The sequence below is a fragment of the Hymenobacter metallilatus genome (assembly GCF_003944705.1).
Lineage (GTDB): Bacteria > Bacteroidota > Bacteroidia > Cytophagales > Hymenobacteraceae > Hymenobacter > Hymenobacter metallilatus.
Genome location: NZ_RWIS01000002.1, coordinates 30,224 through 45,147, shown reverse-complemented (window position 1 = coordinate 45,147; position 14,924 = coordinate 30,224). Strand labels below are relative to the sequence as shown.

The 14,924-nt window shown below is 58.7% G+C and carries 15 protein-coding genes; 7 read left to right on the top strand and 8 right to left on the bottom strand.

Translation table 11 applies throughout. From position 1 onward, the window contains the following. Positions 1 to 531: 531 nt before the first annotated feature. The 3 genes from rnc to EI290_RS03565 all read right to left on the bottom strand — a co-directional run bounded on the left by rnc (position 532) and on the right by EI290_RS03565 (position 3,050). Positions 532 to 1,281, bottom strand: coding sequence for a ribonuclease III (gene rnc / locus EI290_RS03575; RefSeq protein WP_125426853.1), 750 nt, complete (start codon positions 1,279 to 1,281; stop codon positions 532 to 534). Between the two features lie 122 nt (positions 1,282 to 1,403). Continuing rightward, on the bottom strand, positions 1,404 to 2,651 hold the full coding sequence (fabF, locus tag EI290_RS03570) for a beta-ketoacyl-ACP synthase II (RefSeq protein ID WP_125426851.1): 1,248 nt from the start codon (positions 2,649 to 2,651) through the stop codon (positions 1,404 to 1,406). Between the two features lie 162 nt (positions 2,652 to 2,813). After that, positions 2,814 to 3,050 (bottom strand): acyl carrier protein, encoded by a 237-nt coding sequence (locus EI290_RS03565; protein ID WP_019948606.1) that lies wholly within the window; start codon positions 3,048 to 3,050, stop codon positions 2,814 to 2,816. A gap of 161 nt (positions 3,051 to 3,211) precedes the next feature. On the opposite strand from EI290_RS03565, the gene EI290_RS03560 reads away from it, so the two are divergent. Beyond that, positions 3,212 to 3,640, top strand: coding sequence for an IPExxxVDY family protein (locus tag EI290_RS03560; RefSeq protein WP_125426849.1), 429 nt, complete (start codon positions 3,212 to 3,214; stop codon positions 3,638 to 3,640). Positions 3,641 to 3,792: 152 nt separating this feature from the next. Beyond that, positions 3,793 to 5,232 (top strand): pyruvate kinase, encoded by a 1,440-nt coding sequence (pyk, locus tag EI290_RS03555; RefSeq protein WP_125426847.1) that lies wholly within the window; start codon positions 3,793 to 3,795, stop codon positions 5,230 to 5,232. A 213-nt stretch (positions 5,233 to 5,445) separates the two neighbouring features. Here pyk and rpsT read toward each other — a convergent pair whose 3' ends face one another. Next, a complete protein-coding gene (gene rpsT, locus EI290_RS03550; RefSeq protein WP_125426845.1) occupies positions 5,446 to 5,703 on the bottom strand; it encodes a 30S ribosomal protein S20 in 258 nt (85 codons plus the stop codon). A gap of 357 nt (positions 5,704 to 6,060) precedes the next feature. On the opposite strand from rpsT, the gene EI290_RS03545 reads away from it, so the two are divergent. After that, positions 6,061 to 7,047: a YheT family hydrolase gene (locus tag EI290_RS03545; RefSeq protein WP_125426843.1), complete on the top strand. Its 987-nt coding sequence runs from the start codon at positions 6,061 to 6,063 to the stop codon at positions 7,045 to 7,047. Positions 7,048 to 7,149: 102 nt separating this feature from the next. On the opposite strand, the gene rsmG is transcribed toward EI290_RS03545, so the two are convergent. The 3 genes from rsmG to EI290_RS03530 all read right to left on the bottom strand — a co-directional run bounded on the left by rsmG (position 7,150) and on the right by EI290_RS03530 (position 9,674). Continuing rightward, positions 7,150 to 7,773, bottom strand: a complete 624-nt coding sequence (rsmG, locus tag EI290_RS03540; RefSeq protein ID WP_125427534.1) for a 16S rRNA (guanine(527)-N(7))-methyltransferase RsmG — start codon at positions 7,771 to 7,773, stop codon at positions 7,150 to 7,152. A gap of 171 nt (positions 7,774 to 7,944) precedes the next feature. Beyond that, positions 7,945 to 8,562, bottom strand: a complete 618-nt coding sequence (locus EI290_RS03535; protein ID WP_125426841.1) for an RNA polymerase sigma factor — start codon at positions 8,560 to 8,562, stop codon at positions 7,945 to 7,947. Then, positions 8,553 to 9,674 carry a glycosyltransferase gene (locus tag EI290_RS03530; protein ID WP_185816831.1) on the bottom strand — a complete coding sequence of 374 codons (1,122 nt, stop codon included), beginning with the start codon at positions 9,672 to 9,674 and terminating at the stop codon, positions 8,553 to 8,555. The genes EI290_RS03535 and EI290_RS03530 overlap by 10 nt, the downstream gene beginning before the upstream one ends. A 162-nt stretch (positions 9,675 to 9,836) precedes the next feature. Between EI290_RS03530 and tgt the strand changes: the two genes are divergently transcribed. The 3 genes from tgt (at position 9,837) to EI290_RS03515 (ending at position 13,213) form a co-directional block, all read left to right on the top strand. Continuing rightward, positions 9,837 to 10,967 (top strand): tRNA guanosine(34) transglycosylase Tgt, encoded by a 1,131-nt coding sequence (gene tgt / locus EI290_RS03525; protein ID WP_125426837.1) that lies wholly within the window; start codon positions 9,837 to 9,839, stop codon positions 10,965 to 10,967. Positions 10,968 to 11,070: 103 nt separating this feature from the next. Continuing rightward, positions 11,071 to 12,147, top strand: coding sequence for an LptF/LptG family permease (locus EI290_RS03520; RefSeq protein WP_125426835.1), 1,077 nt, complete (start codon positions 11,071 to 11,073; stop codon positions 12,145 to 12,147). 100 nt (positions 12,148 to 12,247) lie between these two features. Then, positions 12,248 to 13,213 carry a DMT family transporter gene (locus EI290_RS03515; protein ID WP_125426833.1) on the top strand — a complete coding sequence of 322 codons (966 nt, stop codon included), beginning with the start codon at positions 12,248 to 12,250 and terminating at the stop codon, positions 13,211 to 13,213. Between the two features lie 105 nt (positions 13,214 to 13,318). Here the strand turns inward: EI290_RS03515 and ispE are convergent, their stop codons facing one another. Then, positions 13,319 to 14,140 (bottom strand): 4-(cytidine 5'-diphospho)-2-C-methyl-D-erythritol kinase, encoded by an 822-nt coding sequence (gene ispE, locus EI290_RS03510; protein ID WP_125426831.1) that lies wholly within the window; start codon positions 14,138 to 14,140, stop codon positions 13,319 to 13,321. 131 nt (positions 14,141 to 14,271) lie between these two features. Between ispE and EI290_RS03505 the strand changes: the two genes are divergently transcribed. Continuing rightward, positions 14,272 to 14,922 (top strand): sugar transferase, encoded by a 651-nt coding sequence (locus EI290_RS03505; RefSeq protein ID WP_125426829.1) that lies wholly within the window; start codon positions 14,272 to 14,274, stop codon positions 14,920 to 14,922. Positions 14,923 to 14,924: the final 2 nt, after the last annotated feature.

Genomic DNA, 14,924 nt, shown 5'->3' with positions numbered 1-14,924 from the left:
TTTCCCCGGATTGGGTTGCCAGAACACTGCGCCTTCTGCGTAAACACCGCGTCCTCTACGGGCTAAGTCGTTGTTACAATTTTAGCCCGCAGAGGACGCGGTGTTTTTCGCAGAAGGCGCAGTGTTCTTATTGCTCGCCCTATTTAATTTGTTTAATAAGAGTTCTTACAGAATGGTCATAGAACTTCAGAGTACCCCTACAATCGGCATAGAAGGCTTGTCCGTCTTCATTCGTATAAGTTCCTTCCACTCTCAACCATTCAGTGCTATCATGCTTGCTGTACTGCCGCTTGCTGTTCATCAGATAGTATAGAGAAGCAGATTCCGTTGCTGTCAACTTTCCGGCTACAACTCGCTCAATCTTCCAGATGCAACGAAATTCACTGTCACAGTCCTCGTTACTGGAACGCATAATTACCACAACCTTTTTTTCGACCCGCTGCCATTCATTGTACAGATAGTACACAGCGCCAAGTCCGAAAACAGCCAACAAAGCGAAGGCCAGTAAACGCAGGCAGCTCATTGCCGTTCTTACACCCCCAACGTCTCCAAGGCCCGCTCGGCGGCTAATTGCTCAGCTTGCTTTTTGGAAAGCCCCATACCCGTGGCCACCGGATTTTCATCCACCAGCACCGTGGCCGAAAACTCCATCACGCCGCCGGGGCGGGCTTCGCCGGTGAGGTCGTAGCGCAGGTTTTTGCCGTTGCGCTGGGCCCACTCAATCAGCTTGCTCTTGAAGTTGGTGGTCGTCTGGGTCATAGCCTTCACGTCCACGTAGGGCTTGATGAGGCGGCTGAGCACAAACTTGCGGGCCGTTTTATAGCCTTGGTCGAGGTACACGGCTCCTACCAGCGCCTCCAGGGCGTTGCCGTTTACGGAGCGCGAGCGGGCAGCCCGGCCCTGGCCGGCATCCAGTTGCACCAGCTTGTCGAGCCCAATTTTGAGGGCAATGGCGTTGAGACTTTCCCGGTTCACGATGCGGCTGCGCATCTCCGTCAGGAAGCCTTCCTGCTCGTACGGAAATTTGCGGAACAGGTATTCGGCCACCACCGTGCCCAGCACCGCGTCGCCGAGAAACTCCAGCCGCTCGTTGCTTTGGTGGCGGGCCTGCTCGCCCTGTTGGCGCACCACCGAAGAGTGCGTAAACGCCAGCTGATACAGGCGCACGTTGTCGGGCGTGTGTCCCGTGAGAGTGGCAATAGCCTGCCGAAAAGCCCGGTCACGGCCCAGCAGTCGGCGGAAAAAACCGAATAGCGGCAGGGGCTGACCGGGCTTTGGCATCGTAGTTAATGTGAGAAATGTGGTTGAATGTGTTGAATGTGCGAAATGTACTTACCGGACTGAACGCAGCAGCAAATCAGCCCTCTTTTTCACATTTCACACATTCAATCACATTTTCCACATTACGACTCGATTTTGCGGAAGATAACGGACGTATTGTGGCCGCCAAATCCGAAGGTATTGCTCATGGCCACGTTCACCTCGCGGGCCTGGGCCTTGTTGAACGTGAAGTTCAGCTTGGGGTCCAGCTCCGGGTCGTCGGTGAAGTGGTTGATGGTGGGCGGCACCACGTTGTGCTGCATGGCCAGAATGCAGGCTACGGCTTCAATGGCCCCGGCCCCGCCCAGCAAATGGCCCGTCATGCTCTTGGTGGAGCTGATGTTCAGGTTGTAGGCGTGCTCGCCAAACACCTTCTGAATAGCCTTCACCTCGGCCCCGTCGCCCAGCGGGGTGCTGGTGCCGTGGGTGTTGATGTAGTCCACATCGGCGGGCGAAATACCAGCGTCGCGCAACGCATTCTGCATTACCAGCACTACACCGTTGCCCTCGGGGTCGGGGGCCGTAATGTGGTAGGCATCGGCCGACATCCCGCCGCCAATCAGCTCGGCGTAGATTTTGGCGCCGCGGGCCTTGGCGTGCTCGTATTCCTCCAGAATCAGCGAGGCCGCACCTTCTCCCAGCACAAAGCCGTCGCGCTCCTTATCATAGGGGCGGGAAGCCAGTTCGGGGGCATCGTTCCGCTCGCTCATGGCCTTCAGGGCGTTGAAGCCGCCCACCCCCGATTCGGTGATGGCCGCCTCCGAGCCCCCGGTTACGACCACATCGGCCATGTTCAGGCGGATGTAGTTGAAGGCCGAGATGATGGAATCAGAGGAAGATGCGCAGGCCGAGGTGGTCACGAAGTTCGGACCCCGGAATTTGTGGCGGATGGAGATGTTGCCCGACGCGCTGTCGGCAATCATCTTCGGAATGAAGAACGGGTTGAAGCGGGGCGTGCCGTCGCCGTTGGCAAAGGCAATGCACTCAGCCTGCAGGGAGGTCAGGCCTCCGATACCGGAACCCCAGATAACGCCCACCCGGTCTTTATCCACTCCCTCCAGGTTGGCATCCTTGATGGCCTCATCGGCGGCAATCAGGGCGAACTGGGTGAAGATGTCCATTTTCCGGCCCTCCTTGGTGGGAAAGTAGGTATCCGGGTTGTAGTTCTTCACTTCGCAGGCGAAGCGGGTTTTGAACTTGCTGGCATCAAAGCGGGTGATGGGGGCGGCCCCACTCACGCCGGCTTGCAGGCCTTCCCAATAAGCGGGGGCGGTGTTTCCCAGCGGGGTAATGGCACCCAGGCCGGTCACGACAACTCTCCGAAGAGACATAGGCTGGCTCAGAGAAGCGAAAGAAAGGAAATCACTAGAAAAGCAAAACGGCCGGCGGCAGGCCGGCCGGTAAGCAGCTGTAGTAGTTAGTGCTTAGTTGCTAGTGCTTAGGCTGCACCAGAGCTATCCAGGCACTACGCATTAACAACTAAGCACTAACAACTATTTGGCGTGCTCTTCGAGGTAGCTGATAGCCTGGCCCACGGTGCCGATGTTCTCAGCCTGATCGTCCGGGATAGACACGTTGAATTCTTTTTCGAATTCCATGATCAGCTCAACGGTGTCGAGCGAGTCAGCGCCCAGATCGTTGGTGAACGAAGCCTCCGGGGTAACTTCCGAAGCTTCTACGCCGAGTTTATCGATGATGATGGCTTTTACTTTTTCTGCAATTTCAGACATTTCCGTGGGGGTTTAAGGAAAACTCGGCACAAATAACACCATCTTCGCTAACATTGTCAAACTTCGCCCCCCTAATCTTCCCGGTGCAAGATTATGGCCGGGGGTATTTCGCCAGGGTACTACAGTGCCTATTTTTGCGTTTCTATTCCTTTGCCCCGCTCATGAAAACTCTCACGCTGGATGTGGAGTACGACTGCGACTTCGACCTGTTCGGGCTCGTTTCGTCCAGCCGGGAACATACGCTGGCCTGGGTGCTTAACCGGGCACTGCACCTGCGCTTGGTGAAGCAGCAGGACCTGATTTATGACCTGCTGACGAAAGGCCGGCTGGTCATCAGCAACTACCTGCATGCCACGGAGCACTACACCCTGCGGCTGCTGCGCAACCGCTCCGTAGATCCATCGCCCCTGAAAAAACCCTTCCTGGCTCCCGATATTAAGGAATACGATTATCTGCTGCAGGTAAGCGCGGGCATGGTGAGCCACTCCCCGGAAGAGTTGCTGGTGCAGCTTTCGGCCCTACCCGAAGTTCAGCTGGTTAGTCAGGTTGACCCAAATGACCTTAAATTCAAAGAAAATCTGCTCTTTTGAGAAGTCAAACCCCATTATTCTGAGTGCAGCGCAAGCCCTTGTCCTCTACCGGAACGTTGCTGTTCCGACGGAATAGGGTCCTGCGCTGCGCCCAGAATGATGGGGTTTGCGCCCTGCTGCCGTTTTACATTTTCTGACCATACAACACCTCAATGGAAGCTCGCCCGCATTTTAATAAAACCAAGATTATTGCCACCGTGGGCCCCGCGTCCAACACCTACGAGAAGCTGGGTATGCTCATGCGCGAGGGCGTAGACGTGTTCCGGCTCAATTTCTCGCACGGCAGCCACGAAGACCACCTCTCGGTGATTAACACGGTGCGCCGCCTCAACAAGGATATGCGCACGCACGTGGGTCTGCTGCAGGATTTGCAGGGGCCCAAGATTCGCCTGGGTGAGGTAGAAGGCGGCGGGGTGGAAATCAAACCTGGCGACAAAATCAAGCTGGTGTGCGGCGAAAAGGAAATCAGCACGGCCACGCGCCTGAGCACGATTTACCTGGGCCTGGCCCGCGACGTGAAGCCCGGCGACATGATCCTTATCGACGACGGTAAGATTGAGCTGCGTGTACTGGCTACCGACCGGGACAAGGAAGTGGAGGTGGAGGTAATTTACGGCGGTCTGGTAAAGCCCCGCAAAGGCATCAACCTGCCCGATTCGGAAGTGTCAGCTCCCTCCATGACGGAGAAAGACATCGAAGACCTGAAATTCGGGCTGGAAAACGATGTGGACTGGATTGCGCTGTCGTTTGCCCGCCGTGGCGAGGATATCCGCTTTATCAAGAGCCTGATTGCTGAAAGCGGCAAAACGGCCCGCGTTATTGCCAAGATCGAAACCCCAGAAGGCCTGAAGAACCTCGATGAAATCATTGCTCTCACCGATGCCGTGATGGTAGCCCGCGGCGACCTGGGCGTGGAGGTGAAGATGGAAGAGGTGCCGATGGCCCAGAAGATGATTGTGGAGAAGTGCAATAAGGCCGGCAAGCCGGTAATTGTAGCTACCCAGATGATGGAGAGCATGATTACGGCCCCCCGCCCCACCCGCGCTGAAACCTCCGACGTGGCCAACGCCGTGCTCGACGGGGCCGACGCCGTGATGCTCTCCGCCGAAACGGCCGTGGGGGCCTATCCAGCCGAAGTTATCCGCTCGATGGTGGGCACCATTCTAAGCGTAGAAACCCGCCGCGACTCACTCTACAACCGTTGGTGGCCCATTACGCCGGAGTCGCCCACATTTATGGTGGATAGCGTGCTGTCGGCGGCCTGCCACCTGGCCAAAAACACCGGCGCCAAAGCCATTACCGGCATGACGCACCGGGGCTACACGGCTTTCCAGATTGCCAAGTACCGCCCCAAGGCGAACATCTTCATCTTCACGGATAACCGCGCCCTGCTCACCACCCTGAGCCTGATCTGGGGCGTGCGCGGCTTCTACTACGACCGGATGGTGAGCACCGACAGCACCGTGTCGGACATCAAGTACGCCCTTACCACCACCGGCCACCTCAACAAAGGCGACGTCTTTATTAATACGGCCTCTATGCCCATCAACGAGAAGGGCAAAACCAATATGGTGAAGGTAAGCGTGGCGTAACTACCGCTTCACCTGAAACGCAAAGCCCGCGTAACAGCTGTTGCGCGGGCTTTTTCGTGACTGAATACGGCTTCTCTGGTCGCACGATTGACTGCAGCCGGACCGGCGCGGTGTCAGCAGTACCTTTACCGTGTGGCCTTATATCAACGACGAAAGGCCCTGAGCTGATGCCCAGGGCCTTTCTGTATACAGAGCAGAGCGCCGGTTAGGTGCTTACGCAGCCAGCGACTTCACGAACTTAGCCAGCTTCGACTTGTTGTTGGCGGCTTTGTTCTTGTGAATGATGTTTTTCTTGGCCAGACGGTCCAGCATCGACGATACTTTCTTCAGCAGTTCCTGCGCAACCGAAGCGTCGGTGGTAGCACGCAGTTTCTTAACGGCGGTGCGGGTAGATTTTGCCTGGTAACGGTTCAGCACGCGCTTGGCTTCGTTGGAACGGATGCGCTTGAGGGCCGATTTATGGTTTGCCATGGGGTTGAAAAATGGTCTTCTGCTCGAATTCAGTTCAATTGGGGAGTGCAAAGGTAATGCTTTGGTTGGAAATAACAAATGGATGCCTCAAAGCAGTTCAGGGGAACAACCGTCGTGTAGAGGCGGAGCGGAGTGAAGCATCTCGCGTGCTGACGTTGCCACAGTAACTGTCATGCCGACGAGAGGAGGAATGACGTGCTGGGGTTTAGCGGATTCCGGTTGGCTTTGCGCAATGGATATTTCCTCGGCATGCCGAACTTTTTTGGGGCGCGTTGTTCACCCGATACGGTTTTTGCGTATCTTATCTACTGCTACCGCCGGGCATTTCTGACAACGCACGTCTAGCCGTTTTCTATCATGCCGCTTATTGCCAACTCCCCTTATCAACCGCCGTTTTACCTCTTCAACGGCCATTTGCAAACCATTGTACCCAGCCTGTGGCGCTCCGTACCGGAAGTGCGCTACCACCGGGAGCGGGTTGAAACCGACGACGGCGACTTCCTGGACCTGGACTGGTCGCGGCGCCCCGACGGGCAGCCGACGGATACCCTGGGTATTGTGTCGCATGGGCTGGAGGGCGACGCGGGGCGGCCTTACGTACGGGGCATGGTGCGGGCCCTCAACCACGCCGGCCTCGATGCCCTGGCCTGGAATTACCGCAGCTGCAGCGGCGAAATGAACCGCCTGCTCCGCTCCTACCACCTCGGCGACACCGACGACCTGGATTTTGTGGTGCGCTACGCCCTGGGCAAGGCGCGCTACCGCCGCGTATTTCTGACCGGATTTTCGGCCGGTGGCAACGTTACGCTGAAGTATCTGGGCGAAAATCCGGTCCGGGTGCCCAAGCAGGTGCAGCGGGCGGCTGTGTTTTCGGTGCCCACCGACCTCAAATCCAGCTCTCACCACATTGCCCGCCTCGAAAACCGCTTGTATCTCAACCGTTTCATGAAAACCCTGCGGGAAAAGATGCGGCAGAAGGCGGCGCTGCTCCCCGGCCAGGTTGACCTTACCAACCTCGACGAGCTACAGGATTTCCCACAGTTCGATGACCGGTTTACGGCCCCCATGCACGGCTTCAAGTCGGCGGATGAATACTATGAGTACGCCAGTTCCGGCCGCTACCTGAGTGGCATTCGCATTCCTACGCTGCTGGTAAATGCCCAGAACGACCCGTTTCTACCACCTTCCTGCTTCCCCCGCGAGGTAGCGGCCCAAAGCCCCTGTGTGTTCCTGGAAACACCTACTGATGGCGGGCACGTTGGTTTTGCGGAAGGCCCCCCCGACGGGCCCTACTACTCAGAGCGCCGGGCAGTGGAATTCCTCACGGCGGAAGTGCCGGGATGACCCCACCCCCAGCCCCTCCCCTCCGGGAGAGGGGTGCCAGACGACAACTATTAGAATGTTAGAACACACCCCTCTCCCGGAGGGGAGGGGCTGGGGGTGGGGTCATCCGTTGCGCACCACTACTACTTTCTTCGTTTCAAAAAACGGCTCCTGGAAGAAGTCCGGCAGGTCGATGAGGGTGGCCTGCAGGCCGGACTCCTGAATTTCTTCGGCCAGGTCGCCGCCTTTGAGGTAGTAGAGGCCGCTGCCTGGGGCGGCTTCGTGGCGGGGCTTGTAGCGGTGGGCAATCCAGGTGTGGAAGGTGGCCAGGCGGGCCACGGCGCGGCTCACCACGTAGTCGTACTTGGGGCGCAGCTGCTCGGCGCGGGTTTGCTCGGCGGTAAGGTTGGTGAGGTGCAGGGCGTGGGCCATTTCCTGCACCGCCCGTATTTTCTTGCCGATGCTGTCCACCAGGTGGAACTTCACCTCCGGGAACATGATGGCCAGCGGCAGGCCCGGCAGGCCACCACCTGTACCTACATCCAGCACCGAGGAGCCGGGCGCAAACTCCACTACCTTGGCAATGCCCAGGGAATGCAGAAAGTGGCGCTCTTCCAGGTTGTCCACGTCGGTGCGGGCTACTAGGTTGAGGCGCTCATTCCAGCCCCGAAACTCGGTATCGAGCTGCTGGAACTGCTGGCGCTGGTGGTCGGTGAGGAGGGGAAAGTAGTGGTTGATCAGGTTCATGGTGGGGGCAAAGGTAAACACAGTAGCGCGCAGCTCCGCTTCGCGCACGAGCGAAGCGAGTATCAGGCGTACAAAACTTACGCGTGGGAACTCGCTCCGCTCGTGCGCGAAGCGGAGCTGCGCGCTACTGGGCACGAAAAAGCCCCGGCTTGCGGCGGGGCTTTTTGTTGGCTAGATGATTTCCTTCTTGTTTTTTACCATGTCATAGAGCAGCTCCCGGGCGCGGTGCAGCTGGGCCTTCACGGTGCCAAGGGGGGCTTTCAGCTCTTGAGCAATTTCCTCGTAGCTCAACTCGTCGAAATAGCGCAGCGTTACCAGGCGCTGGTACTTATCGGGCAGCCGGGACACCACGTGCTGCATGATTTCAATTTTCTGGTTTTTGATGGCCGTCTCCTGAGGGTTCAGGTTCTGGTCGCGGAAGTCAATGGTGATTTCATCGCCGTTGTCAATCTTGATGGCCGAGTCGATGGACATCGTCTTGATCTTATTCTTACGAATAAAATCGATGCAGTTGTTGGTGGCAATACGAAACAGCCAGGTACTGAAGGCAAACTCGGGGTTGAACTTGTGCAGGTTGCGGAAAGCCTTGGCGAAGGCCTCGATGGTGAGGTCCTCGGCGTCGTCGGGGTTGCGCACCATCTTCAGCACCACGTGATACACGGGCTTCTTATAGATCTGCATCAGCTCGGCATAGGCCTTGCCGTCGTTCTTTTCCACAGCGGCCCGAATCAGCTTGAAGTCGTGCTTGGCTTTGGCGGAGAACTGTTTTTCCTGATTGTTTACTTCCATCGGAGCGTACGGTAGAGGAACAGCGAGATTCCCAGAGCGAGATAATAAAAAAAATACACAGCATCGAGCACCGGTAACCAGAGGGGTGGCAACCGAGTATCGAGCCTACGGCCGAGCTGGTGAAACACGGCCAGCATAGCAGCGGTGCGTAGCAGGCACACCGTAGCCAAAGGTACCCAATCGGGGCGGGAAAACAGCAGGCCGATTGCCGTACCGTAAAAAACCAGATTGGCCCCCATAAAGGTCCCGATCCGGAGCCGATCTGCCAGCCGGTAGCTGCGGCCGGCCGAAAGATGCCGACGTTTTTGCCGCCACCAAGCGCTCCAGGTAGTAGCTGGTTCGCTGAGGGTGTGCGCCCCTGGCTCAGCCACTACTGCTACTCGGGCCCCACGCTGCACGGCATCCTGCACCAGCAGGTCGTCGTCGCCGGAGAGGCTACGGATGTGAGAAGCAAATCCTTTGGTTAGCTGAAAGACCTGCCGGGTGTATCCCAGGTTGCGCCCTACACCCATGTAAGGCTGGCCGCGCCACGCGAAGGACAAATACTGTGCCCCCGACAGCAAGGTTTCAAACCGGATTAATTTATTCAGAAAGCCTGGCTCCTCGGCGTAGGCCGAATACCCCAGCACTATTTCGGCGGGCCGGCTGAAGCCGCGCTGCATGTATCTGAGCCACTGATTGGTGGCCGGAATGCAGTCGGCATCCGTGAAGAGCAGGCGCGGGTAACGGGCTGTTTTTATGCCCAGTGTCAGGGCGTATTTTTTGGGTGCCAATCCGTCAGGGGTGCGCGTGACAGTGACCAGCCGGACGTGGGGATAGTACTGGGTAAGCTGCTGCACGTAGCGGACGGTATCGTCGGTTGAGCGGTCATCAATCAGCACCAGCTCAAAGCCAGGGGGGTAGTCCTGCTGCAAAATCAGGGGCAGCAGGCGGCGCAGGTTATCCAGCTCGTTGTGGGCGCACACCAGCACCGACACGGGCTCCTCGTCGGGGCCGGTGGTGGGCTCCGGGGGGCGGCGGGCGAAAGGGAGAAAGTAGTAGGCCGCATAACTGAGCTGCACCAGCACGGCGGCCAGCAGCACCCAGATGGCGGGGGAAAGGAAAAACAGCAAAGCGCAAGGGGTGATTCAACTGGCAAAAGTAGGCATTCGGGATGGGGCGAGTACCTTTGCGGCTGTAGCAGTTGTCAGTTGCTGGTTGTCAGTTGTCAGATCGTTCATTTTGAAACACTGACTGACAACTGACAACCAGCAGCTGACAACTTATCTCCCAGAATGACCTTCGACCTCGTAGCCAACGACCCGCACTCCAAAGCCCGCGCCGGCGTGGTGCATACCGACCACGGCGCCATTGAAACGCCCATTTTTATGCCCGTGGGTACGGCCGGCACCGTGAAAGCCGTGCAGCAGCGCGACCTCCAGGACGATATCAACGCCCAGATTATTCTGGGTAACACTTACCACCTGTACCTACGCCCCGGCCTGGAGGTGCTGCAGAAAGCCGGCGGCCTGCACAAGTTCAACGGCTGGGACCGGCCCATCCTCACCGACTCAGGCGGGTATCAGGTATACTCGCTTTCGGGCACGCGCAAAATCAAGGAGGAAGGCGTGAAATTCCGCTCCCACATTGATGGCTCCCAGCACCTGTTTTCACCCGAGGGCGTAATGGACATTCAGCGCACCATCGGGGCCGACATCATCATGGCGTTTGATGAATGCACGCCCTGGCCCTGCGAGTACAGCTACGCTGCCCGCTCCCTGGACATGACGCACCGCTGGCTCAAGCGCTGCATTCAGCGCTTCGACAGCACCGAGGGTCACTATGGCTACTCCCAAACCCTGTTTCCGATTGTGCAGGGCTCGACCTTCAAAGACCTGCGCGTGAAATCGGCGGAGTTTGTGGCCGAGCAGCAGCGGGAGGGCAACGCCATTGGGGGCCTGAGCGTGGGCGAGCCGGCCGAGATGATGTACGAAATGACCGACCTGGTGTGCGGCATCCTGCCCCAGGACAAGCCCCGCTACCTGATGGGCGTGGGCACCCCGGCCAACATCCTGGAAAATATTGCGCTGGGCGTAGATATGTTCGACTGCGTGATGCCGACCCGCAACGCCCGCAATGGCATGCTGTTTACCACCCAGGGCATCATGAACATTGCCAACAAGAAGTGGGCCGACGACTTCGCGCCCATTGATGAGGAGCTGGGCGGCTACGTGAGCACCTTCTACTCGCGCAGCTACGTGCGCCACCTGTTTCACAGCAAGGAAATGCTGGGCCCACAGATTGCCTCCATCCACAACCTCACCTTCTACCTCTGGCTGGTAAAACAGGCCCGCCAGCAAATCCTGGCCGGCACCTTCCGCGAGTGGAAAGACCGGATGGTAAAGCAGGTAATGACACGACTTTAATGAGTTTCTCGTTGCTAGTTGCTGGTTTCTAGTTACCGCTCAACAGGCCTGTAGCATGATAACCAACAACTAGAAACCAGCAACCAGAAACTAGCAACTTTTGATGAAGCTCCTCGATAAATACATCATTAAGAAGTTTCTCACCGCGTTTTTCTTCTCGGTAGTGCTGCTTGTGTCGGTTATCTGCGTGATTGACTTCACGGAGAAAAACGACGACTTTCTGCAGCACAACCTGGGGGCCTGGCAGATTCTGACGGAGTACTACGTGAACCTGTTTCCGTATTTCGCCAACCTGCTCTCCCCCATTACCGTGTTTATTGCGGTGGTATTCGTGACGGCCCAGCTGGCAGCGCGTACCGAGGTGGTGGCTATCCTGGCCTCGGGCATCAGCTTCAAGCGGTTTTTGCTGCCCTACATCATGGGCAGCGTGATTCTGGGGGTGATGACCATGGCCATGACGGGCTGGCTGATTCCGATTGCCAACAAGACACGGGTGCAGTTTGAGAAGGCCTACATCAAAAACCCCTACCGGTTTAGTGGGCGCAACGTGCACATCAAAATCGGGCCCCAGAGCTACGCCTTTATGGAGAGCTACGACAACGTGAACAACGTGGGCTACAAGTTTGCGCTGGAAACCATTGACGGGCAGCTGTTGAAGCGGCGCCTGACGGCCGAGGCCATTACCTGGGATTCCACCAAACGGGCCTGGCACCTTACGCCTCAGCTGGTACGCACGTTCCGGGGCGAAAAGGAAATCCTGCAGACCCTGCCCGCCCGCGACACGGTGCTCAACCTCTACCCCAAGGATTTCGCCAGCACCTACCGCCTGGCCGAAACCCTGACGCTGCCGGAGCTCAACGACTTCATCAACCAGAAAATAGCCCGCGGCTCCGACGATACGCAGGTGTATCTGAGCGAGAAACACGAGCGGTATGCCTACCCCTACGCCATGTTCATCCTCACGGTAATTGGCGTGATTATGAGTGCCCGCAAGAGCCGGGCCGGGGTGGGCGGGCAAATTGCCCTGGGTTTCGTGCTGGCTTTTGTGTTCATCATATTTGTGATTCTGAGCCGCAACCTGGCGGCCGTGGGTACCCTCTCGCCTTTGCTGGCCGCCTGGATTCCCAGCATCATTTTCACCCTCATCGGGGCCGTGCTCTACCGCGTGGTACCGCAATAACGGTGAAGTTGTGAGATGGTGAAATAGTGAGTTGGATGTTCTATTTGCGCCATTTAGCCAAACCCAACTCCTCCCTTCCTACCTCCTTACCCTCCTACCCTTGTTCAAAGACTACCTGCGCCTGCATTTTATTGTGTTGCTCTGGGGCTTCACGGCAATTTTAGGCAAGCTGATTTCGGTGCCGCCGGTGGAGCTGGTATTCTGGCGCACGGGGCTGGCGGCGGTAGGACTGGCGGGCCTGCTGGCTGTACGCAAACAGCCCTGGCGAGTGGGGAGCCGAGGTACTATGCAGCTGCTGGGAGTGGGCGCACTGGTGGCCGCCCACTGGATTACGTTCTTTCTGGCGGCCCGCTTGTCGTCGGTGAGCGTATGTTTGGCGGGTATGGCTACGCTGGCGCTGTGGACCTCGCTGCTGGAACCATTGGTGCTGTGGCGGCGGGTGCGGCTGTATGAGGTGGGCCTGGGCCTGCTTACCATGGTGGGCTTGTACCTGGTGTCGCAGGCCGAGCTGGACCAGCTGGCGGGGCTGCTGGTGGCCATTCTGTCGGCGGGGCTTTCGGCCTTGTTCAGCGTGTTCAACTCCCGGCTGGTGAAGCGCCACACTCCCTTTCAGGTAACGCTGTACGAAATGGCCGGAGCCTGCCTGAGCATAGCATTGTTCATGCCCGTGTATAGCCACTATTTCACCGAAGGCCGGGGCGTGCAACTGGCCTGGAAACTGGGGCAATTCGGCCCAAAATGGTGGTGGGTAGGCGACTGGCTGTGGCTGCTGCTCCTGGCCGGCGTGTGCACGGTGTACGCCTTCAGCACGTCGGTGGAGCTGATGAAGCGCATTTCCGCCTTCGTCGTGAACCTGACCATCAACCTGGAGCCGGTGTACGGCATTATGCTGGCCGTGCTCATGTACACGCTGCACATTCCCGGCTTCGGGCAGGAAAAACTCTCCACCGGCTTCTACTTAGGCACGGTAGTTATTCTGCTGAGCGTGCTCATTCACCCGGTGCTGGACCAATGGAACCAGCGCCGCCAGCGCCAAGCCGAAGCCGCCGATGTGTTGGTGGGCTAGTGGTGAGATGGTGAACTGGTGAGATGGTGAGTTTGATGTTCAATCTGCGCTGTAGGCGCCAGCAGAACATCAAACTCACCATCTCACCAGTTCACCATCTCACCACTACAGTCGTCCGTCCCAGACCTGGTACCCGGCAGGCAGTGCCAGTTTCGGCGGCGTTTCCTGGCCCGGAAACAGCCCGTACACGGCCGAGCCGGAACCCGACAGGCTGGCGTATGCGGCCCCGGCTGCGTACAGCTGCGTTTTGATTTCGCCGAGCACCGGATAGTGTGGGGTTAGAGCGTCCTCGAAGTCGTTGCGGATGGTGTCGCGCCAGGTTTCCAGGGGCTGGCTGATGGCCGTGCGTAAATCGTGGCGCGGGGTGCGGGGCTGTACGTGGCTGTAGGCCTCGGCAGTGCTGATGTGCAGGCCCGGGTAGATGACCTTGCAGGCTACGCCGGTCAAATCCAGGCTACTATCCTCGAACACGTCGCCCCGCTCATAAGCAAAAACCGGTTTGTTCCGGATGAAAAAGGCGCAGTCGGAACCCAGGCGGCGGGCGTAGTTTTCCAGCACTCCAGAAGTCTGCTTCAGGTCGAATAGCTCGTTGAGGGCGCGTAGGGCGAAGGCCGCGTCGCCGGAGCCACCGCCCAGTCCGGCCCCAATGGGCACCACTTTGTGCAGGTGCAGCTGCGCGGGCGGCAGGTTAAAATCGGCCTGCAGCAGCTCGTAGGCCCGCAAGCACAAGTTAGTAGCCGGCTCGCCGGGAATAGGAATGCCGGTGAGAGCCAATGAGGTGGCGGCACCGGCCGGGGCGGGCAGCACTTCCAGCGCATCCGTCCAGGGTAAGGGCACAAATACCGATTCGAGGTTGCGAAACCCATCGGGCCGCTGGCTGGTGATGTAGAGGCCGAGGTTGAGCTTGGCGTTGGGAAAAACGAGCATACGGGTAGGAGGCTACAGCCTGCAAGCTACGCGCTGCACGCCCTTCTGCAAGGCAAAACCGCTCCGGAAGCCGGCCGGCCTATCAGCAAAACCACCGGCAGCGTGTAGCTTGCAGCCTGAAGCTCACTGCTATGCCGCCACGCCCTTCCTGGTATGCCCGCTCCGGCAAGCGCCTCCTCGATGTGGTGGTGGCCGCCCCGGCACTGCTGCTGGCCTTGCCCGTACTGGCAGTGCTGGCCCTGCTGCTGGCCCGGCAGAACGGCGGCCCTTGGTTGTTCCGGCAGCCGCGCCCGGGCCTGCACGGGCGCCTCTTCACCTTCTATAAGCTCCAGACGATGACGGAGCAACGCAACGCCCAGGGCCAGCTGCTGCCCGATGCGGAGCGCCTGCCGCGCCTGGGCCGCTGGGTGCGCGCTACCTCCCTGGATGAGCTACCCCAACTCTGGAACGTGCTGCGCGGCGACCTTAGCCTGGTAGGGCCCCGCCCGCTGCTGGCCCAGTACCTGCCGCTCTACTCGCCCGAGCAGGCCCGCCGCCACGAGGTGCGCCCCGGCATTACCGGCTGGGCCCAGATCAATGGCCGCAACGCCCTGAGCTGGGAGCAGAAATTTGCCTACGACCTGTGGTACGTGGAGCATCTGTCGTTTCCCCTGGATATGCGAATTTTGCTGCGCACCGTGGGCCGGGTGCTGGGCGCCCACGATATTGCCGCGCCCGGTCAGGCCACGATGGAAGCCTTCCGGGGCACCCCGCCCTCCACTTCTACCGATTTGCCCTCGTAACT